General features: G+C 65.6%; 20 protein-coding genes. 11 read left to right on the top strand and 9 right to left on the bottom strand.

Translation table 11 applies throughout. The features are described from left to right. The first annotated feature begins 55 nt into the window (after positions 1 to 55). Positions 56 to 1,222, top strand: coding sequence for a pyridoxal phosphate-dependent aminotransferase (locus N4G42_RS14540; protein ID WP_260667685.1), 1,167 nt, complete (start codon positions 56 to 58; stop codon positions 1,220 to 1,222). Positions 1,223 to 1,244: 22 nt separating this feature from the next. Here N4G42_RS14540 and N4G42_RS14545 read toward each other — a convergent pair whose 3' ends face one another. Further along, positions 1,245 to 2,147 (bottom strand): DMT family transporter, encoded by a 903-nt coding sequence (locus tag N4G42_RS14545; protein WP_260667686.1) that lies wholly within the window; start codon positions 2,145 to 2,147, stop codon positions 1,245 to 1,247. A gap of 492 nt (positions 2,148 to 2,639) precedes the next feature. Here N4G42_RS14545 and kdpF point away from each other — a divergent pair, with 492 nt between their 5' ends. The 6 genes from kdpF to N4G42_RS14575 all read left to right on the top strand — a co-directional run bounded on the left by kdpF (position 2,640) and on the right by N4G42_RS14575 (position 10,809). Further along, positions 2,640 to 2,735 carry a K(+)-transporting ATPase subunit F gene (kdpF, locus tag N4G42_RS14550; protein WP_056062349.1) on the top strand — a complete coding sequence of 32 codons (96 nt, stop codon included), beginning with the start codon at positions 2,640 to 2,642 and terminating at the stop codon, positions 2,733 to 2,735. Further along, on the top strand, positions 2,732 to 4,525 hold the full coding sequence (kdpA, locus tag N4G42_RS14555) for a potassium-transporting ATPase subunit KdpA (RefSeq protein ID WP_260667687.1): 1,794 nt from the start codon (positions 2,732 to 2,734) through the stop codon (positions 4,523 to 4,525). The genes kdpF and kdpA overlap by 4 nt, the downstream gene beginning before the upstream one ends. Positions 4,526 to 4,545: 20 nt before the next feature. After that, positions 4,546 to 6,612 carry a potassium-transporting ATPase subunit KdpB gene (gene kdpB / locus N4G42_RS14560; RefSeq protein WP_260667689.1) on the top strand — a complete coding sequence of 689 codons (2,067 nt, stop codon included), beginning with the start codon at positions 4,546 to 4,548 and terminating at the stop codon, positions 6,610 to 6,612. 51 nt (positions 6,613 to 6,663) lie between these two features. Beyond that, complete coding sequence (kdpC, locus tag N4G42_RS14565) at positions 6,664 to 7,281, top strand: potassium-transporting ATPase subunit KdpC (protein WP_260667690.1); 618 nt, start codon at positions 6,664 to 6,666, stop codon at positions 7,279 to 7,281. 67 nt (positions 7,282 to 7,348) lie between these two features. After that, entirely contained in the window at positions 7,349 to 10,063 is a 2,715-nt protein-coding gene (locus tag N4G42_RS14570; protein WP_260667691.1) for a DUF4118 domain-containing protein, read from the top strand. Positions 10,064 to 10,086: 23 nt separating this feature from the next. Beyond that, positions 10,087 to 10,809, top strand: coding sequence for a response regulator (locus N4G42_RS14575; protein ID WP_108499364.1), 723 nt, complete (start codon positions 10,087 to 10,089; stop codon positions 10,807 to 10,809). 7 nt (positions 10,810 to 10,816) lie between these two features. Here N4G42_RS14575 and N4G42_RS14580 read toward each other — a convergent pair whose 3' ends face one another. Further along, a complete protein-coding gene (locus tag N4G42_RS14580; protein ID WP_260667692.1) occupies positions 10,817 to 11,782 on the bottom strand; it encodes a helix-turn-helix transcriptional regulator in 966 nt (321 codons plus the stop codon). Positions 11,783 to 11,876: 94 nt separating this feature from the next. Between N4G42_RS14580 and N4G42_RS14585 the strand changes: the two genes are divergently transcribed. After that, on the top strand, positions 11,877 to 12,485 hold the full coding sequence (locus N4G42_RS14585) for a glutathione S-transferase family protein (RefSeq protein ID WP_056746038.1): 609 nt from the start codon (positions 11,877 to 11,879) through the stop codon (positions 12,483 to 12,485). A 186-nt stretch (positions 12,486 to 12,671) separates the two neighbouring features. Here N4G42_RS14585 and rng read toward each other — a convergent pair whose 3' ends face one another. The 7 genes from rng to N4G42_RS14620 form a co-directional block, all read right to left on the bottom strand. Beyond that, complete coding sequence (rng, locus tag N4G42_RS14590) at positions 12,672 to 14,162, bottom strand: ribonuclease G (RefSeq protein ID WP_260667694.1); 1,491 nt, start codon at positions 14,160 to 14,162, stop codon at positions 12,672 to 12,674. A gap of 30 nt (positions 14,163 to 14,192) precedes the next feature. Further along, positions 14,193 to 14,807: a Maf family protein gene (locus tag N4G42_RS14595; RefSeq protein WP_260667695.1), complete on the bottom strand. Its 615-nt coding sequence runs from the start codon at positions 14,805 to 14,807 to the stop codon at positions 14,193 to 14,195. Positions 14,808 to 15,071: 264 nt separating this feature from the next. Then, complete coding sequence (gene rlmH / locus N4G42_RS14600; protein ID WP_007858784.1) at positions 15,072 to 15,539, bottom strand: 23S rRNA (pseudouridine(1915)-N(3))-methyltransferase RlmH; 468 nt, start codon at positions 15,537 to 15,539, stop codon at positions 15,072 to 15,074. 73 nt (positions 15,540 to 15,612) lie between these two features. Further along, complete coding sequence (gene rsfS, locus N4G42_RS14605) at positions 15,613 to 16,476, bottom strand: ribosome silencing factor (protein WP_260667696.1); 864 nt, start codon at positions 16,474 to 16,476, stop codon at positions 15,613 to 15,615. Positions 16,477 to 16,660: 184 nt separating this feature from the next. Continuing rightward, positions 16,661 to 17,650, bottom strand: a complete 990-nt coding sequence (gene hemF / locus N4G42_RS14610) for an oxygen-dependent coproporphyrinogen oxidase (protein WP_260667697.1) — start codon at positions 17,648 to 17,650, stop codon at positions 16,661 to 16,663. Then, the gene (gene purD / locus N4G42_RS14615) at positions 17,650 to 18,930 is read right to left on the bottom strand and encodes a phosphoribosylamine--glycine ligase (protein WP_056062310.1); all 1,281 of its coding nucleotides are present in this window, start codon (positions 18,928 to 18,930) and stop codon (positions 17,650 to 17,652) included. Before purD ends, hemF begins: the two co-directional genes overlap by 1 nt. Before the next feature lie 115 nt (positions 18,931 to 19,045). Beyond that, complete coding sequence (locus N4G42_RS14620; RefSeq protein WP_015014275.1) at positions 19,046 to 19,765, bottom strand: YebC/PmpR family DNA-binding transcriptional regulator; 720 nt, start codon at positions 19,763 to 19,765, stop codon at positions 19,046 to 19,048. Between the two features lie 79 nt (positions 19,766 to 19,844). Between N4G42_RS14620 and N4G42_RS14625 the strand changes: the two genes are divergently transcribed. The 3 genes from N4G42_RS14625 (at position 19,845) to N4G42_RS14635 (ending at position 23,391) form a co-directional block, all read left to right on the top strand. Then, the gene (locus N4G42_RS14625; protein ID WP_260667699.1) at positions 19,845 to 21,383 is read left to right on the top strand and encodes a DUF853 domain-containing protein; all 1,539 of its coding nucleotides are present in this window, start codon (positions 19,845 to 19,847) and stop codon (positions 21,381 to 21,383) included. Between the two features lie 182 nt (positions 21,384 to 21,565). Further along, positions 21,566 to 22,378: a glycine-rich domain-containing protein gene (locus tag N4G42_RS14630; RefSeq protein ID WP_260667700.1), complete on the top strand. Its 813-nt coding sequence runs from the start codon at positions 21,566 to 21,568 to the stop codon at positions 22,376 to 22,378. Positions 22,379 to 22,548: 170 nt separating this feature from the next. Then, positions 22,549 to 23,391, top strand: coding sequence for an enoyl-CoA hydratase-related protein (locus N4G42_RS14635; protein ID WP_056746054.1), 843 nt, complete (start codon positions 22,549 to 22,551; stop codon positions 23,389 to 23,391). Positions 23,392 to 23,571 lie beyond the last annotated feature (180 nt).

The following is a 23,571-nucleotide window of genomic DNA, read 5'->3' on the forward strand; positions in this document are numbered from 1 at the left end:
CCGAGAAGCACCCTGAACCCTTCCAGAATTTCCTCGTTTTCCACGCTGCTGCGCCATGACCTCCACCACCGCCCGCACACCCGCCTTCCCCAGCAAGCTGCCCAACGTCGGCACCACCATCTTCACCGTGATGTCGGCGCTGGCCACCGAACACAAGGCGGTGAACCTGGGCCAGGGCTTTCCTGACTTTGAATGCGCGCCCGCGCTGGTGAACGCCGTCACCGCCGCCATGCAAGCCGGCCACAACCAGTACCCGCCCATGACCGGTGTGCCCGCCCTGCGCGAAGCCGTGGCCCGCAAGATCGAGGCGCTGCACGGGCGCACCTACAACCCCAACACCGAAATCACCATCACGGCAGGCGCCACGCAGGCCATCATCACCGCCATCCTGGCCATCGTGCACGCGGGCGACGAGGTGATCGTGCTCGACCCGTGCTACGACAGCTATGTGCCGAACATCGAGCTGGCCGGCGGCAAGGCTGTGCGCGTGCCGCTCACACCCGGCACCTTCCGCCCCGACTTTGCCAAGATCAGCGCGGCCATCACGCCCCGCACTCGCGCCATCCTCATCAACAGCCCGCACAACCCCAGCGCCACCATCTGGACGGCCGAGGAAATGCGCCAGCTGGAAGACCTGCTCGCCCCCACCGACATCCTGCTCATCAGCGACGAGGTGTACGAACACATGGTGTTCGACGGTGTCGAGCACCAGAGCGCCGCGCGCTTTCCCGTCCTCGCCGCGCGTGCGTTCATCGTGTCGAGCTTTGGCAAGACCTTCCATGTCACCGGCTGGAAGGTCGGCACCGTGGCCGCCCCTGCAGCACTGACGGCCGAGTTCCGCAAGGTGCACCAGTTCAATGTGTTCACCGTCAACACCCCCGTGCAGCACGGCCTGGCCGCCTACCTGCAAGACCCCACGCCCTACCTGCAGCTGCCCGCGTTCTACCAGGCCAAGCGCGACCTGTTCCGCGAGGGCTTGGCAGGCTCGCGCTTCAAGCTGCTGCCCAGCACGGGCAGCTACTTCCAGTGCGTGGACATCTCGGCGATCAGTGATTTGAACGAGGCTGATTTCTGCCAGTGGCTCACCCGCGAGGTGGGCGTGGCGGCGATTCCGTTGTCGGCGTTTTATGGCGACGGGTTTGACCAGCGTGTGGTGCGGTTCTGCTTCGCCAAGAAGGATGAGACGCTGCGGGCGGCGCTGGAGCGGCTGCGCAAGCTGTGATCCGCAGGGCCCTCCAGGGCTCTTACTTCGTCTGCCGCGCCAGCCACACCCCCGCAGCCGCCAGCGCCATCCCCGCCAGCGCCCAGCCGCTGAGCGTCTCGCCAAACATCGCCCAGGCGATCAGCGCTGTGGTGGGCGGGGTCAGGTAGAACAGGCTGGCCACATTGACCGCGCCGCCCCGGCGGATGAGCAGGTTCAACAGGCTCACGGCCCCCAGTGAGAGCACAAGCACCAGCCAGCCCAGCGCAAACACAAACTCGCCGGTCCACGATATGGCCATGGATTCGGTGGCGTAGGCGACGGCGGCCATGGCCACCGCACAGGGCAGGTACTGAATGACCGAGCCCGTGCGCAAGTCGAACGAGGGGCAAAACCGCTTCTGGTACAGCGTGCCCGCCGTGATGCCCAGCAGCGCGACCACCGCCGGCAGCAGCATGCCCAGCAAAGCACTCGCCGGCACGGTAGCCACCTTGCCGGCCACTACCAGCGCCACGCCGGTGAAGCCCAGGGCCAGGCCCGCCCATTGGGCTGACCGCACCTTCTCGCCCAGCAAAGCCCCGGCCACCAGGGCTGTCAGCAGCGGCTGCAAGCCCACCACCAGCGCTGTAATGCCCGACGGCAGCCCGTGCCCGATGGCCATGAACACCCCGCCCAGGTACACACCGTGCACCAGCAAGCCCGACACCCCGATGTGCAGCCAGGCCCTGCCCGAAGGAGGCCACGGCGCATGCGCCACGGCGACCACCGCGAGCATGAGCACGATGACGATGGCAAACCGCAGCGCCAGAAAGGTCAGCGGCTCCACATACGGCAGCCCCAGCTTGGCGCCAATAAAGCCGGTGCTCCAGAGCGCCACAAACAGCAGGGGGACGAGGGAATCGAGCGGATTGGAAGCGCTGGGGCGGAGCGGTGTGGCCTGGGTCATGGAGAACAGAAGCGTGATGCAGGGTGGGGATGATCGCAGCTTGCGAGCGCTTTTGCTGCAGGCCAATGTGAGCGTTCTCTAATGACCCGTTGGAAGAAGGGACAGACCTCAAGGGGCGCCACACCTGCCGAGCGTGCTGACGCCCGCAACCAGTGCGAGAACCGGCAAACCCGCGCTACAGGGCAAAACTTTGAATAGAAATGGTCTGTAGCGCTTGAATATCATGTGCGTATAGCTATAAATTCAATAGCAAATTGCCATACATCTTTCTGCCAACCAAGCCTGGCGCCCGCGCATCTTGATGCGATCTTGATACCCCACACCGCACTCTTGCGCCCATCTTGATGCGGCCGTTCCTAGCATCGGTCCATGTCTCAAGGAGGACGCTATGGACTGGATATTGATGGCGGTGGGAGGCCTGCTCTGGCTGGCCGTCTATGGCTTGGCCAAGGGTTGCGCGCTGCTGCATCACCAAGCACAAGGGGGGCGGTCATGACCAGCGGCTGGATGATTCTGGCGGCCGTGCTCGCCGCTGCGCTTTTGGTGTACCTGATCGCCGTGCTGCTGCGGCCGGAGGACTTTTCATGAGCACCGGTGCCTGGCTGCAATTGGCAGTGTTTATCGCACTGCTGCTGGCGCTGGCATGGCCGCTGGCGCGTTGGATTGATACCGTGATGGCAGGCCGCTTTACCTTAGGGCGGCGGCTGGAGGGGCCGCTGTTCAAACTGGCTGGCGTGCGGCCCAACGAAGAAACTGGCTGGCTGCGCTACGCGCTGGGCCTGCTGGTGTTCAATGGCCTGGGCGTGCTGGCGGTGTATGCGCTGCAGCGCTGGCAAGCCGTGCTGCCGCTCAACCCTCAGGGCATGGCTGCGGTGGCACCCGATTCGGCCTTCAACACCGCCATCAGCTTTGTCACCAACACCAACTGGCAAGGCTATGGTGGCGAGAGCACCATGAGCTACCTCACGCAAATGCTGGCGCTGACGGTGCAGAACTTTCTGTCTGCCGCCACGGGCCTGGTGGTCGCCATTGCGCTGGTGCGTGGTTTTGCAAGGCACTCTGCACAATCCATCGGCAATGTGTGGGCCGACCTGACCCGCGCCACGCTGTGGGTGCTGCTGCCCCTGTCGCTGGTGTTGGCCGTGGTGTTTGCAGGCCAAGGGGTGATTCAGAACCTGTCGTCCTATACCGAGGTACAGACGCTGGAGCCCGTGCACTACGACGCCCCCAAGCTCGATAGCGCAGGCCATCCCGTGCTCGACGCACAAGGCGCTCCGGTCACCGAGCCCGCCACACAAACCACCCAGACGCTGGCCATGGGCCCCGTGGCCTCGCAGTTGGCCATCAAGATGCTGGGCACCAACGGTGGCGGCTTCTTCAACGCCAACTCGGCCCACCCGTTCGAGAACCCCTCGGCCGCGAGCAACCTGTTGCAGATGCTGGCGATCTTCCTGATCCCCGCCGCGCTGTGCCTGGTGTTTGGCCGCATGGTGGGCGATGAGCGCCAGGGCTGGACGATTCTGGCAACGATGAGTCTGCTCTTCGTGGTCGCAGTAGTAGCAGCCACCGCCTTCGAGCAGCAGGGCAACCCGCTGCTTTCATCGCTGGGTGTGGACCAGGCCGCCAGCGCCCTGCAGGCAGGCGGCAATATGGAAGGCAAGGAAACGCGCTTTGGCATCGCCACCTCGGCCCTGTTCGCCGTCATCACCACGGCGGCCAGCTGCGGCGCGGTGATTGCGATGCATGACAGCTTCACACCCCTGGGCGGCATGGTGCCCATGGCGCTGATGCAGATGGGCGAGGTGGTGTTTGGCGGTGTCGGCTCGGGCCTGTACGGCATGCTGGTGTTCGCCATCATGGCCGTGTTCATCGCCGGGCTGATGATTGGCCGCACACCCGAGTACCTGGGCAAGAAGATCGAGACGCATGAGATGAAGCTCGTCTCCATCGCCATCCTGGTCACGCCGTTGCTCGTATTGCTCGGTACCGCCGTGGCGGTGATGAGCGAGGCAGGCCGCGCAGGCCTCTCCAACCCCGGCGCACACGGCTTCAGCCAGGTGCTGTACGCGCTGTCTTCTGCCGCCAACAACAACGGCAGCGCCTTCGCAGGCCTGTCGGCCAACACCCCCTTCTACAACGTGCTGCTGGCCGTGGCCATGTGGCTGGGCCGCTTTGGCGTGATCGTACCGGTGCTGGCCATGGCCGGGTCCCTCGCCGCCAAGAAGCGCGCTACCGCCACCGATGGCACCTTGCCCACCCACGGCCCGCTGTTTGTGGCGCTGCTGGCGGGCGTGGTGCTGCTGGTGGGCTTGCTGAACTATGTGCCCGCCCTCGCGCTGGGCCCGGTGGTAGAGCATCTCGTGCTCACACCCCGTTAAGAAATGGCTGGGAGATTGTGATGACTCGCAAAACATTGACCCTGTTCGACCCCGCCCTGGTACGCCCCGCGCTGCTGGAGGCTTTCAAGAAGCTGGACCCGCGCGTGCAATGGCGCAACCCGGTGATGTTTGTGGTGTACGTGGGCAGCGCCTTCACCACCGCGCTGGCCGCCAGCAAGCCCGAGGGCTTCACCGCTGCCGTGGCGCTGTGGCTGTGGTTCACTGTGCTGTTTGCCAACTTTGCCGAGGCCATGGCCGAAGGCCGCAGCAAGGCCCAGGCGGCCTCGCTGCGCGGCCTCAAAAAGCAGACCTGGGCCAAAAAGCTGGACGGCCAGTTTGACCGCACCACCCCACGCACGGCCATGACCTGGCTGCCGCTGGAGGCCGCCCACCTGCGCAAGGGCGACGTGGTGCTGGTGGAAGCCGGTGACACCATTCCCGCCGACGGCGAGGTGATCGACGGGGTGGCGTCGGTGGACGAAAGTGCCATCACGGGCGAATCGGCCCCGGTGATCCGCGAATCGGGCGGCGACTTCTCGGCCGTGACTGGCGGCACCCGCGTGCTGTCCGACTGGATCGTGGTGCGCGTGGCCGTGAACCCCGGCGAGACCTTTGTCGACCGCATGATCGCCATGGTCGAAAACGCCAAGCGCCACAAGACACCCAACGAGATCGCGCTGACCATCCTGCTGGTGGCGCTGACCATCGTGTTCCTGGGCGTGGTGGTTACGCTGCTGCCATTCTCGCTGTTCAGCGTGCAGGCCAGCGGCGCGGGCGAGCCTGTGAGCCTGGTGGTGCTGGTGGCGCTGCTGGTGTGCCTGATCCCCACCACCATTGCAGGCTTGCTCAGCGCCATTGGCGTGGCGGGCATGAGCCGCATGATGCAGGCCAATGTGATCGCCACCTCGGGCCGCGCGGTGGAGGCTGCGGGCGATGTGGACGTGCTGCTGCTGGACAAGACCGGCACCATCACCCTGGGCAACCGGCAAGCCAGCCAGTTCGTGTCTGCGCCCGGGGTGACCGATGCCGCATTGGCCGATGCCGCCCAGCTCGCATCGCTGGCCGACGAAACCCCCGAAGGCCGCAGCATCGTGGTGCTGGCCAAGCAGAAGTTCAACCTGCGTGAGCGTGATCTCTCCAGCCTGCAGGCGGTGTTTGTGCCGTTCACGGCGCAAACCCGCATGAGTGGTGTAGACCTGCCCGGCGCCCGCCTGCTGCGCAAGGGCGCGGCCGACGCCATCCGCAAGCATGTGGAAGCCCTGGGCGGGCGCTTCCCCACCGCCGTACAGACCGCAGTGGACGATGTATCGCGCCGTGGCAGCACCCCGCTGGTGGTGGCCGATGGTGCCCATGTGCTGGGCGTGGTGGAGCTCAAAGACGTTGTCAAGGGCGGCATCAAGGAGCGTTTTGCCGAGCTGCGCCGCATGGGCATCAAGACCGTGATGGTGACGGGCGACAACCGCCTGACGGCCGCCGCGATTGCGGCCGAGGCGGGTGTGGACGACTTCCTGGCCGAGGCCACACCCGAGGCCAAGCTGCAGCTCATCCGCAGCTACCAGGCCAATGGCCAGCTGGTGGCCATGACCGGCGACGGCACCAACGATGCGCCCGCTCTGGCCCAGGCCGACGTGGCCGTGGCCATGAACACCGGCACCCAGGCCGCCAAGGAGGCGGGCAACATGGTAGACCTGGACAGCAACCCCACCAAGCTCATCGAGATCGTGGAGACCGGCAAGCAGATGCTGATGACGCGCGGCTCGCTTACCACCTTCAGCATTGCCAACGACATCGCCAAGTACTTCGCCATCATCCCTGCGGCCTTCGTCACCACCTACCCGCAGCTGTCGGCGCTCAACTTCATGCACCTCGCCAGCCCTTCGTCGGCCATCTTGTCCGCCGTGGTGTTCAACGCTCTGATCATCATCTTTTTGATCCCGCTGGCCTTGAAGGGCGTGGCTTACCGCGCAGTGGGTGCCGCCGCGCTGCTGCGCCGCAACCTGGCCATTTATGGGCTGGGGGGCATGGTGGTGCCGTTCATTGGCATCAAGCTGATTGACATGGTGTTGGCCGCAGCCGGGTTGACCTGATCGCTGCCCATTCGCCAACACAGCGCCTTAATCACTGACAAGGAAAATCGTATGCCTATCCGTATCCCCCGCGACGACGTGCCCGCCAGCCCAGGCGGCCTGCTGCGCCCTGCCCTCACGCTGTTCGTCGTGCTGTCCATCGTCACCGGCCTGCTCTACCCGCTGGCCGTGACCGGTGTCGCACAAACGGCCTTCCCGCACCAGGCCAACGGCAGCCTCATCACCCAGGGTGGCAAGGCAGTGGGCTCCGAGCTGATCGGCCAGTCGTTCACCGAGCCTGGCCACTTCTGGGGCCGCCCATCGGCCACAGCGCCCATACCCTACAACGCATCGGCCTCGGGTGGCTCCAATCTGGGCCCCACCAACCCGGCGCTAGCCGAAGCGGTCAAAGCCCGCATTGAAGCCCTGCGTGCCGCCGACCCGGGCAACACCCGCCCCGTGCCCGTCGACCTGGTCACCGCGTCGGCCAGCGGGCTGGACCCACACATCAGCCCGGCAGCCGCCGCCTACCAGAGCGAACGCGTGGCCCGTGCCAGGGGCCTGCCCGTGGGACAAGTGCAAGCCTTGGTGCAGCAGCACACCGACACCCCCTGGCTGGGCCTGCTGGGCGAGCCGCGTGTGAACGTTCTGGCCTTGAATCTGGCACTCGATTCGCTATCAAATAAATAGCTATCAGCTCAATTGATACTAGCGCTTGAGGCCTATTCGACATCAAATTGGTGGATACACTGTGCCCATGCAGGATCGCCCCGACCCCGACGCGCTGCTGCAGCGCATCCAGCAAGAGCAGGCCCAGCAGCAGCGCGGGCGGCTCAAGGTGTTTTTTGGCGCCTGCGCCGGGGTGGGCAAGACCTTTGCCATGCTGTCCGCCGCCCGGGCGGCGCAGGCGCAGGGCCTGCCCGTCACCATCGGCGTGGTCGAAACGCATGGCCGCACCGACACCGAGGCGCTGACCGCCCACCTGCCGCGCCTGCCGCTGCGCGCCCTGCCCTACAAAGACCGCACCCTGCCCGAGTTTGACCTGGACGCCGCCCTGGCCTGGGGCGCTGCGAACCCCGAGGGCCTGGTGCTGCTGGACGAACTGGCCCACAGCAATGTGGCCGGGTCGCGCCACCCCAAGCGCTGGCAAGACGCCGAAGAGCTGCTGGCCGCAGGCATCGACGTGTGGTCCACCATGAACGTACAGCACCTGGAGAGCCTGAACGACATCGTCAGCGGCATCACCGGCATCCGCGTGTGGGAGACGGTGCCCGACCAGTTTTTTGACGCTGCTGACGAAGTGGTGGTGGTCGACCTGCCGCCCGACGAGCTGCTGGCGCGCCTGAAAGCCGGCAAGGTCTACCTGCCCCAGCAGGCCGAGCGTGCCGCTGCCAACTTCTTTCGCAAAGGCAACTTGCTGGCCCTGCGTGAGCTGGCCCTGCGCCGCACCGCCGACCGGGTGGACGACGAAATGCGCGCCTACCGGCGCGCCAGCACCACCACGCCAGAGGCCGTGTGGCCCAACCGCGAAGCCCTGTTGGCCTGCGTGGGCACGGGCGACAACGCCGAAAAGGTGGTGCGCAGCTGCGCCCGCCTGGCCGCCCAGCTCGACCTGCCGTGGCACGCCGTGCATGTGGAAACGCCCGAGCAGCAAGGCCAGTCGGCCACCCTGCACCCGCAGGTGGAGCGCACGCTGAAGATCGCGCAGCAACTGGGCGCCGCCGCCTGCGCCGTGCTGCCCGCAGCCCAGCCCGCCCAGGCCCTGGTGCGCTATGCGCGCGAACACAACCTGGTGCGTGTGGTCATGGGGCGCAGCACCCGGCGCTGGCCGTGGCAGGCCACGCTGGCCGAGCAGATCGGACAAAGTGCCAGCGACCTGGACCTGTTGCAGGTGGGCACACTGCCTAGCCGGGACGCCGCCACAGACCGGAAAGCCCCCCGCACCAGCACCGCAGCCCCCCGCGCTGCATTCTGGCCCGGCTACATCGCCGCCGCCCTGGCCTGCTGCATTGCCGCCGTCATTGCCACACCGCTGGCCAACGTGCTGGAGCTGACCAACATCGTCATGCTGTTTTTGCTGGTGGTGGTGGGGGTGGCGCTGCGCTTTGGTCGCGGCCCGGCCATCATGGCGGCGTTCCTGGGCGTGGGGTTTTTTGACTTCTTCTTTGTGCCGCCCCGCTTCAACTTTGCGGTGAGCGACGCGCAGTACGTCGTCACCTTTGCGGTGATGCTGGTGGTGGCCCTGGTGGTGGGCCAGCTCACCGCCGGGCTCAAGGTGCAGGCCGAGGCCGCCACCGACCGCGAACACCGTGTGCGCAGCCTGTACGACATGGCGCGTGACCTGTCTGCCGCCCTGCTGCCCGAACAGGTGGCCGAGATTGGCGCACGCTTCATCACGGGCGAGTTCAGCGCAGGCAGCACGCTGGTGGTGGCCGACGATGACAACCGCCTGCAGGTGCTGCCCGGAGGCACCGCCCCCGTGGACATGGCCGTGGCGCAATGGGCGTTTGAGCGCGGCGAGCCCGCAGGCCGGGGCACCGACACCTTGCACTCCAGCCCCACGCTGGTGCTGCCGCTCAAGGCGCCCATGCGCATCCGTGGCGTGCTGGTGGTGGCCATGCCCCAAGGAGAGGTGCCTGGGGTGGAACCGCGCCGCCTGCTGCAGACCTGCGCCTCGTTGCTGGCCATCTCGCTGGAACGCATCCACTACATCGACGTGGCACAAAAGAGCACGGTACAGATCGAGTCCGAGCGGCTGCGCAACTCGCTGCTGTCGGCCATCTCGCACGATTTGCGCACGCCGCTGGCCTCGCTGGTCGGCCTGACCGAATCACTGGCCATGGTGCAGCCGCCCCTGCCTGCCCATCAACAAGAGCTGACCGGCGCCATCCAGCAATCGGCCCAGCGCATGAGCGCACTGGTCAACAACCTGCTGGACATGGCCCGCCTGGAGGCTGGGGCCGTGCAACTCAGCAAGGCCTGGCAGCCGCTGGAAGAAGTGGTGGGCAGCGCCCTGGCCGCTAGCGCCCCAGCCATCGCTGCGCACCGGGTCGAAGTGACTCTACCCGACGACCTGCCGCTGCTGCAGATCGATGCCGTGCTGATGGAGCGCGTGCTGGTCAACCTGCTGGAAAACGCCGCCAAGTACACGCCTGCAGGCACCACCATCCATATCAGCGCGCAGCCCCAAAGCGATGCGGTGGCACTGACCCTCACCGACGAAGGTCCTGGCCTGCCCAAAGGGCGCGAAGAGTTGCTGTTTGAAAAGTTCGAGCGCGGCGCCCGCGAGAGCGCGACGCCCGGCGTCGGCCTGGGGCTGGCCATCTGCCGCGCCATCGTGCAGGCGCATGGTGGCAGCATCCGGGGCGATACGATCCACAACGCACAGGGCCAGCCTACAGGTGCGCGCTTTACGCTGCTGCTGCCACGCGGCACACCGCCCACCGACTTGGGCGATGACGCCGACGCCTGACACCCTTGCATCCATGCCATGCCATGACCGACCTGCCCACGCACATCCTCATCGTTGAAGACGAAGCCGATATCCGCCGCTTTGTGCGCCTGACGCTGGAGACCGAAGGCCACACCGTGCACGAGGCCGCGACCCTGCAGCGCGGCCTGATCGAAGCCGGCACCCGCCGCCCCGACCTGGTGGTGCTGGACCTGGGGCTGCCCGATGGGGATGGCGTCGATTTGATCCGCGACCTGCGCACCTGGTCGGCCATGCCCATCATCGTGCTCTCGGCCCGCAGCGCCGAAGCCAGCAAGATCGCGGCGCTGGACGCAGGGGCCGACGACTACCTGGTCAAACCCTTTGGCTCCGGCGAGCTGATGGCCCGCGTACGCGCGCAGCTGCGGCGCAGCCAAAGGACATCCGGCGCCGAAGCCACACCCGTCATCCAGTTCGGCCCCATCACTGTGGACCTTGCCCGCCGTACGGTGGAGCGCCGCACGCAAAGCAATGGCGAAGGCGATGGCAGCGAGGCCCTGCACCTCACGCCCATCGAATACAAGCTGCTCACCTATCTGGCCTCCCAGCCCGACCGCGTCATCACCCACGCCCAGCTGCTCAAGGCCGTATGGGGCCCAGGCCATGCTGAAGACACGCACTACGTGCGCGTGCACATGGCCAACCTGCGCAAGAAGGTGGAGGACAACGCCTCCATGCCTCGGCACTTGCGGACTGAGGCGGGTATCGGGTACCGGTTCGTACCCTGACGCCAACTCACGAACTGCGCGCACCAGTGCAACGCAACGCCCGCTCCCCCGCCACGCGCAGCCGCTCCTGCAGCGACGCGGGCGCCAGCACCTCAAACTCCACATCCAGCGCCATGAGCCAGAACACCAGTGCATCGCTGGCGGCGCATGCCAGCTGGCACTGCTGCCCATAGGCCAGCGTTGTGACCACACCGGCCGACTGCGGAATGCGCCGCGCCATTTCTGCATAAGGGGCATGCAGCACCACCCGCGCTTGGTCGGGGTGCGGCGCTGCGGTGATGGAGCGGGACACATACGCCTTGAGGTCGCCGCCGTCCGGCCCGGGGCGCGGTGAAAAATGCGCGCCGACTTCGGGCTTTGCCACCATGCGGTCGATGCGAAAGGTGCGCCAGTCGCCACGGTCGCAGTCCCACGCCACCAGGTACCAGCGCATGCCGGTGTGCACCACGCCCTGTGGCTCCACCGAGCGCTGGGTAGCGCGCCCCTTGCCGTCTTCGTACGAGAAGCCAAGCCGCAACTGGTCGCGGCAGGCCGATGCCAGCGTGGCCAACAGCGAGGCCTCCACCACGGGCCCGGTGCGGTCCAGCGGCAGGATGGTGGAGCGCAACGCGTTCACCTGCTCTCGCAGCCGCAGGGGCATGGCCTGCTCCAGTTTCACCAAGGCGCGCAGAGCGGGCTCTTCAATGCCGCCCACGGCGCCCGCAGTGGCGGTGCGCAGCGCAATCGATACGGCCAGGGCTTCTTCATCGTCGAGCAGCAACGGGGGCAACGCATGCCCCGCGCGAAAGGCATAGCCGCCCGCTACGCCACTGCTGGCCTGCACCGGGTAGCCCAGCTGGCGCAGGCGGTCGATGTCGCGCCGCAGCGTGCGCGGATGCACTTCCAGCCGCTCGGCCAGCTCGGGGCCCATCCAGTGGCTGCGGGTTTGCAGCAGGGACAGCAGGCGCAACAGGCGTGTGGAAGAACTGAGCATGCCGCCACTGTACGTTGAATCGAGGACTGAAATTGTCCGCAATGGTTCTTACAGTGACTCCACCTTTTCTTCCACCACGACCAAGGAGTTTTCCATGTCCATCGTCCTTTACTGGCACCCCATGTCCAGCGCCACCCCGATTGCCTGCGCACTCACCGAGCTGGGCGTGCCCCACGAGCGCGTGAAGATCGACATCCGCACCGGCGAGCAGCGCCGCCCCGAATATCTCGCCCTGAACCCCAACGGCAAGGTCCCCACGCTGACGGTGGACGGTGCGCCCATGTTCGAGGCCCTGGCCATCCACCTGTGGCTGGGCCACCGCTACGGCATCGAGCGTGGCCTGTGGCCTGCCGCCGGCACGCCCGAGGCGTTGCAGGCGCTGTCGTGGTGCACCTGGGCGTACGTGACCTATGGCACGGTGCTGGTGCGCCTGCAGTTGGCCACGCAGGGCGAAGAGGCGCTGCGCAGCCCTGCCCATGCACAGGCAGCCACAGCGGGGCTGAACGACCTGCTCACCCTGCTGGATGCCCGCCTGGCCGCCCAGCCCTGGATGCTGGGCGCGGACTATTCGCTGGTGGATCTGGTGGTGGGCTCGGTGCTGGGCTACAGCGTGTACCTGGGTGCCCCCGTCAATGCACACCCGCATGTGCAGGCGTGGCTGGCGCGGGTGCAGGCGCGCCCTGCGATGCAAATCGAGGCCTGAGAGGCTAAGAGTCTTCTATCCATGCCCGCCTTGCACGCCAAAACGCCCCGGCTCTTCGTTGCAAATGCTCGCCATAGCCCGAGCTATGGCTGTGCTTTGCGCCTCGATCCGAGGCGTTTTCGCGCGCCTTTCGGGCTTGGCTAAAAAACTCTCAGCCTCTGAGCGCGCGGTCGATCAACGCTGCTGCTACAGCAGCACGATGTCGTACTGTTCCTGCCCCATTGCGCTTTCGGCCTGCAGCGAGATGGGTTTTTTGATGAAGTCCGAGAGGCCGGCCAGGTGCTGGCTTTCTTCGTCCAGGAACAGCTCCACCACCCGCGCGGACGCCACCACGCGGAACTCGCGCGGGTTGAACTGGCGGGCTTCGCGCAGGATCTCGCGCAGGATGTCGTAGCACACGCTGCGCGCAGTTTTGACGCTGCCCTTGCCCTGGCACACCTCGCAGGGCTCGCACAGCATGTGTGCCAGTGATTCGCGGGTGCGCTTGCGCGTCATCTCCACCAGACCCAGTTGCGAGAAGGTGCCAGATGACATGGTCTTGACCCTGTCGCGGGCCAGCTGCTTTTTGAACTCCGACAGCACGGCCTGCTGGTGGTCGTCCCGCACCATGTCGATGAAGTCCACGATGATGATGCCGCCCAGGTTGCGCAGACGCAGCTGGCGCGCAATGGCTTGCGCGGCCTCCAGGTTGGTCTTGAAGATGGTGTCGTCAAAATTACGCGCACCCACGTAGCCGCCGGTGTTCACGTCAATGGTGGTGAGCGCCTCGGTCTGGTCCACGATGAGGTAGCCGCCCGACTTGAGATCGACGCGGCGGCCCAGCGCCTTGGCCACTTCCTCATCGATGGAGTACAGGTCAAAAATCGGCCGCTCACCCTTGTAGTGCTGCAGCTTGCCAGCGGCTGCGGGCATGAACTCCTGCCCGAACGCGCGCAGGCGCTGGAACTGCTCCATCGAATCCAGGCGGATGGTCTGCGTGTGGTCGCCCACCAGATCGCGCAGCACGCGCTGCAGCAGGTCCAGGTCCTGGTGCAACAGCGACATGGCGGGCAGCTTGAGCGATGCCTCCTTGATGCGCGCCCAGGTCTTGCGCAGGTAGGCGATGTCTTCGGCCAGCTCGGCATCGCTGGAATCTTCGCCGTTGGTGCGCAGGATGAAGCCGCCGCCACCGCCCGTGGACTTGTCGCCCACCAGCGCCTGCAGCCGCGCGCGCAGCGCATCGCGCTCGGCGGGAGGGATTTTCTGCGACACGCCCACATGGTCGTCCTGCGGCAAAAACACCAGCAGGCGACCGGCAATGCTGATCTGCGTGGACAACCGCGCGCCCTTGGTGCCAATCGGGTCCTTGATGACCTGCACCATGAGCGCCTGGCCCTCGAACACCTGCTTTTCGATCGGTACCTGCGGCTCGTTCTTGCGGGCAAATGCGGGCGGCTCGCCATCGGGCTGGCGCTGCCACACGTCAGCCACGTGCAAAAAGGCGGCACGCTCCAGCCCGATGTCGATGAAGGCCGACTGCATGCCTGGCAGCACGCGCGAGACCTTGCCCAGATAGACATTGCCGACCAGACCGCGCTCCAGCGTGCGCTCGATGTGCAGCTCCTGCACGGCGCCGTGCTCCACCACGGCCACCCGGGTTTCCTGGGGGGACCAATTGATCAGGATGTCTTGTTGCATGGCGTTGTTGTTGTCTTTGGTTGGCGTCGCTCAGATCGCAAAGCCCGCTGCGCGCAGCAGGTGCGCGGTCTCGTACATCGGCAGCCCCATGATGCCCGAATAGCTGCCCGCCAGGTGCTCCACATACGCCGCCGCCCGGCCCTGGATGCCGTAGGCGCCTGCCTTGCCCAGCGGCTCGCCCGTAGCCACATACGCCTCGATCTGCGCAGGTGCCATGGGCGCGAAAGTGACGCGCGATACCGACAGGGCCGTCAGCCGTTTGGTGCCTACCTGAAGAGCCACGGCGGTCAGCACGCGGTGCTCGTGCCCTGCCAGTTCAGCCAGCATGCGTGCCGCATGCGCGGCATCGTCGGGCTTGCCGTAGATGGTGCGGCCCAAGGCCACGGTGGTATCGGAACACAGGATGGGCGCATCCGGTAACTGGCGCCGTGCGCGCCGGGCCACGGCCGCGTCGAGCTTGAGGGCCGTCACGCGCTCCACGTACGCTGTGGGCGCTTCGCCAGGCAGCACCACCTCGATGGCCTCGGCATCCTCGGGCTCGTCGCCATCCACGTTGGGCAGCAGCAGTTCGTGGCGCACGCCCAACTGTTCAAGCAACTGGCGACGGCGCGGGCTCTGGGAGGCGAGGTAGATGAAGTCGGGCATGAACGGATTCTGAATAAAAATCGGCTAGGGATGTCCTGCATCACCCTCGCAAGTCGGTGGTAGTGCGGATCGGGATAGGCCGTAAGGCGTCTTTTTGCAGCCAATAGCCGGGCTATTGGCAAGAAAAGCAACGCAGCGGACTGCCCGAGGCCGCGCTATCACAGACCGCAGGGAGTGATGCAGGACATCCCATACGCTTATTAATCAAGCGCTAGCAGCTATCAAAACAGGAGTAGTACAGACCATCATCGCAAAGGGTCTGCTTCATTCACGGTGGTAAGGATGGCCGGCGTTCACCGACCAGGCGCGGTACAGCTGCTCGATGAGCAACACCCGCACCATGGCGTGCGGCAAAGTCAGGTCGGACAGGCGAATGCGTTCGTGCGCGGCCTGGCGAAAGGCCGGGTCCAGCCCGTCGGGGCCACCGATCACCAATGCCACATCGTCACCGCCCAGTTGCCAGCCCTTGAGCCGTTCGGCCAGGGCCTTGGTGGTGAGGTTGGTACCGCGCTCGTCCAGTGCCACCACGCGCGTGCCACGCGGAATGGCGGCTTCGATGCGCTCGCGCTCGGCGGCGTAGAGCGTCTCCAGCGTCTTGGAGCCGCGCGGCTCGGTCTTGACGGCCTTGAGCTCGACCTTGAGTTCAGGTGGAAAACGTTTGGCGTAATCGTCGTACGCGGTCTGCGCCCAGTCGGGCACCCGCTGACCGACCGCCACTATCAGCAGCTTCATGGATCAACCTGGATGCGTGAGGGAGTCACCGCTGCCGCGCGCAAGCGATGGAGCGCGCGGCAGCTGAAACGGATCAGCCCTTGCTGCGAGCAGGTGCCTTCTTGGCCGCGGGCTTGGAGCCCGATGCGGAGGCTGGCTTGGCAGCTGCGCGCGCAGGGGACTTGGCAGCTGGCGACTTCTTGGCCGCAGGCTTCTTGGCGCCACCGGGCTTGACCACCACCGTCTTGACAGGGGTCTTGGTGGCTGCGGGCTTCTTGGTGGCAACTGCGCCAGTGGTCTTGCTGGCTGGCTTGGCGGTACTTGTGTTGGTAGCCGATTTGGCAGGTGCAGCCTTGGCGGCAGTTTTTGCAGCGGGCTTGGGGGCTGTTTTGGCAGCAGTCTTCGCAGCGGTCTTGGCGACCGCCTTGACAGTGGCCTTGCCCGAACGGGGGGCTACGGTGGGGGCCGCCGCCTTCTTGGCGGGCGCCTTGCCTGCCGCCTTGGCATCCGACTTGGCCGCCTTCTGGGCCGACTTCTTCTCGGCCAACTCCGTGGCCGCGCTGGACACCGGCTTGGCTGTGCCGAGCTTCAGGCGCACGGGGGTGTCGCCCCACAGCTCTTCCAGGCGGTAGTACTGGCGGATGGCCGGTTGCATGATATGCGCCACAGCCGCGCCGCAGTCCACGATGATCCATTCGCCGTTGTCTTCGCCTTCGATGCGGGGCTTGGAGAACCCTGCCTCCTTGACCGCGTCGCGTACGCTGGCGGCCAGGGCCTTGGTCTGGCGGTTGGAGGTGCCCGATGCCACGATCACCCGTTCAAACAGCGGCGAGAGATGCTCGGTGTTGAAGACCTGGATGTCTTGCGCCTTGACGTCTTCCAGGCCATCAACGATGGCGCGCTGGAGTTTGGTGACGTCTTTTTTGGCAGCGGTTTCCGATTTGGTGGAGGTGGTCATCAGGCGGTGAATAGAGAGGGAATGGAATCAATATAGCGTGCAACGCATCGCGCAGCCAGCGGGCTGGGCCTTGAGTGTTGCGCGGGTGTTGTGCTGGGGCGCTGCAGCAATATGAGGTGTTTTTGACCTCTTGCGCTCATGTGAAAAGCGCGGGCAGCTATTGAAATTATAGCTTTTGCGTTTTTCAGGCCATTGACTGCGCTGCGCCAAGGCCTTCAGCCAGCCAGTCGCGCCGCACCAAAAAGCGCTGCGTGAGGTCGGCTTCGGCCGAATCGGCTGCGTCAGAGCGCTGGTAAGACCAAGACACGAGCGGCGGCATGGACAGCAAAATGGACTCGGTTCGCCCGCCCGACTGCAGGCCAAAGTGTGTACCCCGATCCCACACCAGGTTGAACTCGACATAGCGGCCCCGGCGATACAGCTGGAAGCCGCGTTCGCGCTCGCCGTAGGGCATGCCCCAACGTTTCTCGACGATGGGCAGGTAGGCGCCCAGAAAGGCATCGCCCACCGACTGCGTCATCGCCAGGCTTTGTTCAAAGCCCAGCTCCGAGAAATCGTCATAGAACACGCCGCCCACGCCGCGCTGCTCGCTGCGATGCTTGAGATAAAAGTACTCGTCGCACCATTGCTTGAAGCGGGGGTACTTGTCGTCGCCAAAGGCGCTGAGCGCATCGCGGCAGGTGCCGTGAAAGTGCACCGCATCCTCTTCAAACCCGTAGTACGGCGTGAGGTCCATGCCGCCGCCAAACCAGCAGGTGGGCGCCTGGCCGGGGTGGCCGGCGGCGATCATGCGCACGTTCATGTGCACGGTGGGCACATAAGGGTTGCGCGGGTGGAACACCAGCGACACGCCCATGGCCTCAAACGGCGCACCCGCCAGCTCGGGCCGGTGCTGCGTGGCCGAAGGTGGCAGCTGCGGGCCGCGTACGTGGCTGAAGCCGCAACCCGCGCGCTCGAACACGCGGCCGCCTTCCATGATCTTGGTGATGCCGTCACCCTGCAGCGGCTCGCCGGGCGGCTTGCTCCAGGCATCGGCCAGAAAGCGTGCGCCGCCCTCGCCTTCAGCGGCTTCCACGGCTTCCAGCGCATCGGTGATGCGGGCCTGAAGGCCCACCAGGTAGCCGCGCACGCGGGTCACCGTGTCGGCAGGGTTCAGGGTCTGAGCGTCTGCCATCAGCTTTTCAGGGCACGGAAGCCAATGTCGCGGCGGTACTGCGCGCCATCAAACTGGATGCCGCGTGCCACGTCATACGCACGTTGCTGCGCCTGCTTGACGCTGTCGGCCAGCACCGTCACGCACAACACCCGGCCACCGGTCACGCTGACCACACCATCTTTCAGCTGCGTGCCCGCATGGAACACCACGGCATCGTCCGCCTCAGCAGGCAGGCCAGTGATGGGGTCACCCTTGCGCGGGTTCTCCGGGTAGCCATGGGCGGCCATGACCACGCCCAGCGCGGTGCGGCGGTCCCATTGCAGTTCCATCTGGTCGAGTTTGCCGTCAGCAGCAGCGGCCATTACGTCACTGAAGTCGCTTTTCAGGCGCATCAGGATGGGCTGCGTCTCGGGGTCGCCCATGCGGCAATTGAATTCGAGCGTCTTGGGCTGGCCCTTGGCGTCGATCATCAGGCCCGCATACAGGAAGCCGGTGTAGGGAATGCCGTCCTTTTCCATGCCCCGGATGGTGGGCAGGATGATCTCGCGCATCGCGCGGGCATGCACATCGGCCGTGACCACGGGGGCGGGCGAATACGCGCCCATGCCGCCGGTGTTGGGGCCTTCGTCGCCGTCCTTCAAGCGCTTGTGGTCCTGGCTGGTGGCCAGCGCCAGCACGTTCTTGCCGTCGCACAGCACGATGAAACTGGCTTCCTCGCCTTCGAGGAATTCCTCGATCACCACGCGCGCACCGCCTTCGTTGTGCGTCACACCGTATTTGTTGTCCACCAGCATGAAGTCCACCGCGTCGTGGGCCTCCTGCAGCGTCATGGCCACGACCACGCCCTTGCCCGCTGCCAGGCCGTCGGCCTTGATGACGATGGGTGCGCCCAGCCGGTCCACAAACGCGTGGGCGGCGACCGGGTCGGTAAAGGTGTCGTAGTCGGCCGTGGGGATGCCATGGCGGCGCATGAAGGCCTTAGAGAAGGCCTTGGAGCTTTCGAGCTGGGCTGCCGCCTTGGTGGGGCCGAAGATGCGCAGGCCGTTGGCACGGAACTCGTCGACCACACCTGCCGCCAGTGGGGCCTCGGGGCCCACCACCGTCAGCGCGATCTTTTCGGCCTGGGCCCACGCGCGCAGTTCGCGCACATCGGAGATCGCCACGTTTTCGAGCTTGGGGTTCAGGGCCGTGCCACCGTTGCCGGGTGCCACAAACACCTTGGTCACCTTGGGGGACTGGCTCAGTTTCCACGCCATCGCGTGTTCACGGCCGCCGCCACCAATCACAAGTACTTTCATAGGAACCTTTTGTGAATCCGGCCCACAGCAGCTGCGCTGCTGGGCGGGATTCGGGGGAATATCAGTCGGAAAACAGGTCAGGGCAAGAAAAAAGCGGTGATCAACGGATGCGAAGTCACAGCGCCGCGTTGTGGTAGACCTCTTGCGTGTCGTCCAGGTCTTCCAGCACATCCAGCAGCTTCTGCATCTTGGCGGCATCTTCGCCGGTCAGCTCGATCGTGTTCTCGGGCCGCATGGTCACGCCCGCTACCTCGGCCGTCAGGCCTGCGGCCTCCAGCGCGTTCTTTACCGCTTCAAAGTCGGCTGGGGCGGTCAGCACCTCCACCGCGCCGTCTTCGTCGGTCACCACGTCTTCAGCGCCCGCCTCCAGCGCCACTTCCATCACCTTGTCTTCGCTGGTACCGGGGGCAAAAATCAGCTGGCCGCAGTGCTTGAACTGGAACACCACCGAGCCTTCGGTGCCCATGTTGCCACCGTGTTTGCTGAACGCATGGCGCACTTCGGCCACGGTGCGCACGCGGTTGTCGGTCATGGTGTCGATCATGATGGCTGCGCCGCCAATGCCATAGCCTTCGTAGCGGATTTCTTCGTAGGTCAGGCCTTCGGCGTTGCCCGTGGCCTTGTCGATGTTGTATTTGATGCGGTCGGCGGGCATGTTGGCCGCCTTGGCCTTGTCCACCGCCAGGCGCAGGCGGGGGTTGGCTGACAGGTCACCGCCACCGGCACGGGCGGCCACAGTGATTTCACGAATGATGCGGGTCCAGATCTTGCCGCGTTTTTCATCCTGGCGCCCTTTGCGGTGCTGGATATTCGCCCATTTACTGTGTCCTGCCACGAGAAGTCCTTTTGTATTGATTTAATCTAGTCGGTGGATTTTACTTTTTGCCGAACCCGTACCCCCGAGGAAACCCGAAATGGCCGAACCCCTGCTGATTGCCAAGCACGACACGATTGAATGCCACCTGCTTCCCGGCCTGGCCAACCGCCACGGGCTCATCACCGGCGCCACCGGCACGGGCAAGACCGTCACCCTGCAGACCCTGGCGGAAAACTTCTCCCGCATCGGTGTGCCAGTATTCATGGCCGACGTGAAGGGCGACCTCACGGGCGCCAGCCAGCCCGGCAAGATTGGCGACAAGCTGGCCGCCGTGCTCAAGGAGCGGGGCCTGGACCTGCCCACGCCCCTGGCCTGCCCCACCACGCTGTGGGATGTGTTTGGCGAACAGGGCCACCCGGTGCGCGCCACGGTGTCGGACATGGGCCCGCTGCTGCTGGGCCGCATGCTCAACCTGAACGAGACCCAGCTGGGCGTGCTCAATCTGGTGTTCAAGATCGCCGACGACAACGGCCTGCTGCTGCTGGACCTGAAGGACCTGCGCGCCATGCTGCAATATGTGGGCGACAACGCCAAGGACTTCACCACCGAGTACGGCAACGTGAGTGCCGCCAGCGTGGGCGCCATCCAGCGCGGCCTGCTGCAGATCGAGCAGCAAGGCGGCACGCAGTTCTTCGGCGAGCCCATGCTCAACATCCAGGACTTCATGCAGACCGTGGACGGCCATGGCGTGGTGAACATCCTGGCGGCCGACAAGCTCATGAATTCGCCGCGCCTGTATGCCACCTTCCTCTTGTGGATGCTGTCCGAGCTGTTCGAGCAGCTGCCTGAGATCGGCGACCCCGAGCAGCCCAAACTGGTGTTCTTCTTCGACGAGGCCCACCTGCTGTTCAACGAGGCGCCCAAAGTGCTCATCGAGCGCATCGAGCTGGTGGTGCGACTGGTGCGGTCCAAGGGCGTGGGTGTGTATTTCGTCACCCAGAATCCGCTCGACATCCCCGACAGCGTGCTGGCCCAGCTGGGCAACCGCGTGCAGCACGCGCTGCGCGCCTTCACCCCGCGCGACCAAAAGGCCGTGAAGGCCACGGCCACCACCATGCGGCAAAAGCCGGGGCTGGACATTGAAACCGCCATCACCGAGCTGGCCGTGGGCGAGGCGCTGGTGAGCTTTCTGGACGCCAAGGGCCGCCCCAGCGTGACCGAGCGCGTGTTTGTATTGCCTCCCGGCAGCCAGTTGGGCCCCATCACCCCGCAGCAGCGCCAGGCCCTGATGGCCAGTTCTCTGGTCGCGGGTGTGTATGAAAAGGTGGTGGACCGCGAGTCGGCCTACGAAAAACTCAAGGGCCGCGCCGCCGAAGCCAGCGGGCAGGCGGGTAACGCAGCGGGCGGGGGCAACGGCAAGGTGGCCACTGGTGCGCCCACCGAAGAAGGCGGCGGCCTGCTGGGCGGGCTGAACGACGTGCTGTTTGGCAGCACCGGCCCGCGCGGTGGCAAACGCGACGGCCTGGCGCAGACCATGGCCAAGTCCGCCGTGCGCACCATGGGCACCACGATCGGCAAGGAGATTTTGCGGGGTGTGCTCGGCGGCATCTTTGGCGGCGGCAGCAAGCGCCGCTGACGCCGTTGGGACGGCGCCCGGCGTCATAGACCGGGCGCCCCTCCCGCCACTGGCTCGCCTCCCTGTGAAAGCGCACAACACGGCGCCTGTGACCTTTTGACGACACCCTGCGATTCGTCACAAATCAGTCACATGACCGCCGTGAAATCGCCATACACAACAACAAAAAAGAAGGAGGGACGATGACACGCATTGAAAACGTTCTGCTGCGCTGGGGCGGCAAGGTCATGCTGCTGGCCATTGGGGTGTGGGTGGCGGCCATCCTCGGGATCTTTGCAGGCGCCTGGCGCCTGCGCTGGCCCTGGGTCCTGTACTTCATGGCCACCGTGACCATCACGGCGCTGGTGATCCAGTGGACCAACGCAGTGCGCCAGCGCTACATCCGCGAGGCTCCCCTGCCCCGCTTTCTGCAGCGCAAGCTGCGCGAAACCTACCCCCACCTGAGCACCCGCGACTGTGAACTGGTGGAACGCGGCCTGCGCCAGTTCTTCATGGCCTGCCTGCGCAGCAACCAGCAGTTTGTGGCCATGCCCTCCAAGGCGGTCGATGCGCTGTGGCACGAATTCATCCTGCACACGCAGGCGTACAAACTGTGGTGCCAGAACGCACTGGGTTTCTTTTTGCACCACACTCCCGCTGAGGCGCTGGGCCACAAGGCGCGCCACAACGACGGCCTGCGCCGCTGCTGGTACTGGGTGTGCAAGGAAGAATCCATCGACCCCAAGGCGCCCAGCCGCCTGCCCCTGCTGTTTGCACTGGACGCCAAGTTCGCGATTGCCGGAGGCTTCAGCTACGTGCCCGACTGCTCCGACATTGCCCGCAAGAGCGACGCGGGCGGCAGCGGCGGCGACAGCTACTGCGGCACCAGTTTTTCGGACGGCAGCTACAGCGGCAGCTCGGGCGACTTTGGCGGTGCCGAGAGTTCGGATGCAGGCAGTGACGGCGGCGGGGATGGCGGGGGCGACGGCGGCGGTTGTGGTGGCGGCGGGGACTGAGCGCCTGGTCCACCGGCCCCACGGGCGGCACAACGCCAACCCCAATCACTCTCTTTTTGATAGCTACCCAGGCATGATGCACTAGCGCATGCAGCCAAAATGGCCTGAAATCACGCCCAGTCACCCAGGCGACGACCGGGCCTGCACCCACCGGTCTACAGTGGCACCCCATGAACACCCTCACCTGCTTTTCCCTCAGCATCACTGACCACGTGGCCCATCTGGTTCTGAACAAACCCGAGGCCATGAACACCATGCACCCTACCTTCTGGCGCGAGCTGGACACGGTGCTGGCCCAGCTGCACCAGGCGGGCGAGGCGCGGGCGCTGGTCATCAGCAGCACCGGCAAACATTTCAGCGCCGGGATGGCGCTGGAGACCTTTGGCGGCGCCATCACCATGGACGACCAGAGCCCCGAAGGCCGGGCCGCCATCTTCGACCTGCTGACCGACATGCAGGCCACCTTCACACGCATCGACAACCTGCGCATCCCCGTGATCATGGCCATCCACGGCGGCTGCATCGGCGGCGCGGTGGACATGGTCACCGCAGGCTGCATCCGCTACGCCACGCAGGATGCGTTCTTCTGCATCCAGGAGATCAACATCGGCATGGTGGCCGACGTGGGCACGCTGCAGCGCCTGCCCAAGCTCATTCCGCTGGGTGTGGTCAAAGAACTGGCCTACACCGGCCGGCGCCTGAGCGCCGCCAAGGCCCTGGATTATGGCCTGGTCAACGAGGTGTTCGACACGCAAGAGGCCATGCTGGCTGCCGCGCTGCAGTGCGCCAAGGAGATCGCGTCCAAACCCCCGGTGGCCATCTGGGGCACCAAGCAGGCCGTGAACTACGCGCGCGACCACAGCGTGGAAGACAGCCTGCGCCAGATGGGCTGGCTGCAGGGCGCCATCTGGAGCAACCAGCATGTGCGCGAATCGGTCACGGCCATGAAGCAAAAACGCGCGGGCGAGTTCCCGGCGCTCACACCATTGCAACGGTTCAGCGAGCTGGGCTGAGCGCCGCCGGGCCGCGCCATGCGGCCCGGATTGCGGTGCGCGCACGGGCATGTGCCACATCAAAATGTATAGCTGCCCAGGCATGCAGCACTAGCGCTTGCAAGCCCTTTTGCTTGAAATGGCGAGGCAAAGGGCTATCATCAGGCCTTAAGGGGTTTGGCCGTCTTCCAGCCCTGCCCA

Source organism: Acidovorax sp. K2F, from assembly GCF_025246485.1.
In the GTDB taxonomy this organism is placed as follows: Bacteria; Pseudomonadota; Gammaproteobacteria; order Burkholderiales; family Burkholderiaceae_C; genus Acidovorax; species Acidovorax delafieldii.

What these genes read in the sequence shown, in the direction of transcription:
- rsfS (WP_260667696.1), bottom strand. Translation starts at nt 16,476, where the DNA reads ATGACCACCTCCACCAAATCGGAAACCGCTGCCAAAAAAGACGTCACC.
- N4G42_RS14595 (WP_260667695.1), bottom strand. Translation starts at nt 14,807, where the DNA reads ATGCCCGACTTCATCTACCTCGCCTCCCAGAGCCCGCGCCGTCGCCAG.
- N4G42_RS14580 (WP_260667692.1), bottom strand. Translation starts at nt 11,782, where the DNA reads ATGCTCAGTTCTTCCACACGCCTGTTGCGCCTGCTGTCCCTGCTGCAA.
- rng (WP_260667694.1), bottom strand. Translation starts at nt 14,162, where the DNA reads ATGCAACAAGACATCCTGATCAATTGGTCCCCCCAGGAAACCCGGGTG.
- kdpC (WP_260667690.1), top strand. Translation starts at nt 6,664, where the DNA reads ATGCCTATCCGTATCCCCCGCGACGACGTGCCCGCCAGCCCAGGCGGC.
- hemF (WP_260667697.1), bottom strand. Translation starts at nt 17,650, where the DNA reads ATGGCAGACGCTCAGACCCTGAACCCTGCCGACACGGTGACCCGCGTG.
- N4G42_RS14635 (WP_056746054.1), top strand. Translation starts at nt 22,549, where the DNA reads ATGAACACCCTCACCTGCTTTTCCCTCAGCATCACTGACCACGTGGCC.
- N4G42_RS14575 (WP_108499364.1), top strand. Translation starts at nt 10,087, where the DNA reads ATGACCGACCTGCCCACGCACATCCTCATCGTTGAAGACGAAGCCGAT.
- N4G42_RS14570 (WP_260667691.1), top strand. Translation starts at nt 7,349, where the DNA reads ATGCAGGATCGCCCCGACCCCGACGCGCTGCTGCAGCGCATCCAGCAA.
- kdpF (WP_056062349.1), top strand. Translation starts at nt 2,640, where the DNA reads ATGACCAGCGGCTGGATGATTCTGGCGGCCGTGCTCGCCGCTGCGCTT.
- N4G42_RS14625 (WP_260667699.1), top strand. Translation starts at nt 19,845, where the DNA reads ATGGCCGAACCCCTGCTGATTGCCAAGCACGACACGATTGAATGCCAC.
- rlmH (WP_007858784.1), bottom strand. Translation starts at nt 15,539, where the DNA reads ATGAAGCTGCTGATAGTGGCGGTCGGTCAGCGGGTGCCCGACTGGGCG.
- N4G42_RS14630 (WP_260667700.1), top strand. Translation starts at nt 21,566, where the DNA reads ATGACACGCATTGAAAACGTTCTGCTGCGCTGGGGCGGCAAGGTCATG.
- purD (WP_056062310.1), bottom strand. Translation starts at nt 18,930, where the DNA reads ATGAAAGTACTTGTGATTGGTGGCGGCGGCCGTGAACACGCGATGGCG.
- N4G42_RS14540 (WP_260667685.1), top strand. Translation starts at nt 56, where the DNA reads ATGACCTCCACCACCGCCCGCACACCCGCCTTCCCCAGCAAGCTGCCC.
- N4G42_RS14545 (WP_260667686.1), bottom strand. Translation starts at nt 2,147, where the DNA reads ATGACCCAGGCCACACCGCTCCGCCCCAGCGCTTCCAATCCGCTCGAT.
- kdpA (WP_260667687.1), top strand. Translation starts at nt 2,732, where the DNA reads ATGAGCACCGGTGCCTGGCTGCAATTGGCAGTGTTTATCGCACTGCTG.
- N4G42_RS14585 (WP_056746038.1), top strand. Translation starts at nt 11,877, where the DNA reads ATGTCCATCGTCCTTTACTGGCACCCCATGTCCAGCGCCACCCCGATT.
- kdpB (WP_260667689.1), top strand. Translation starts at nt 4,546, where the DNA reads ATGACTCGCAAAACATTGACCCTGTTCGACCCCGCCCTGGTACGCCCC.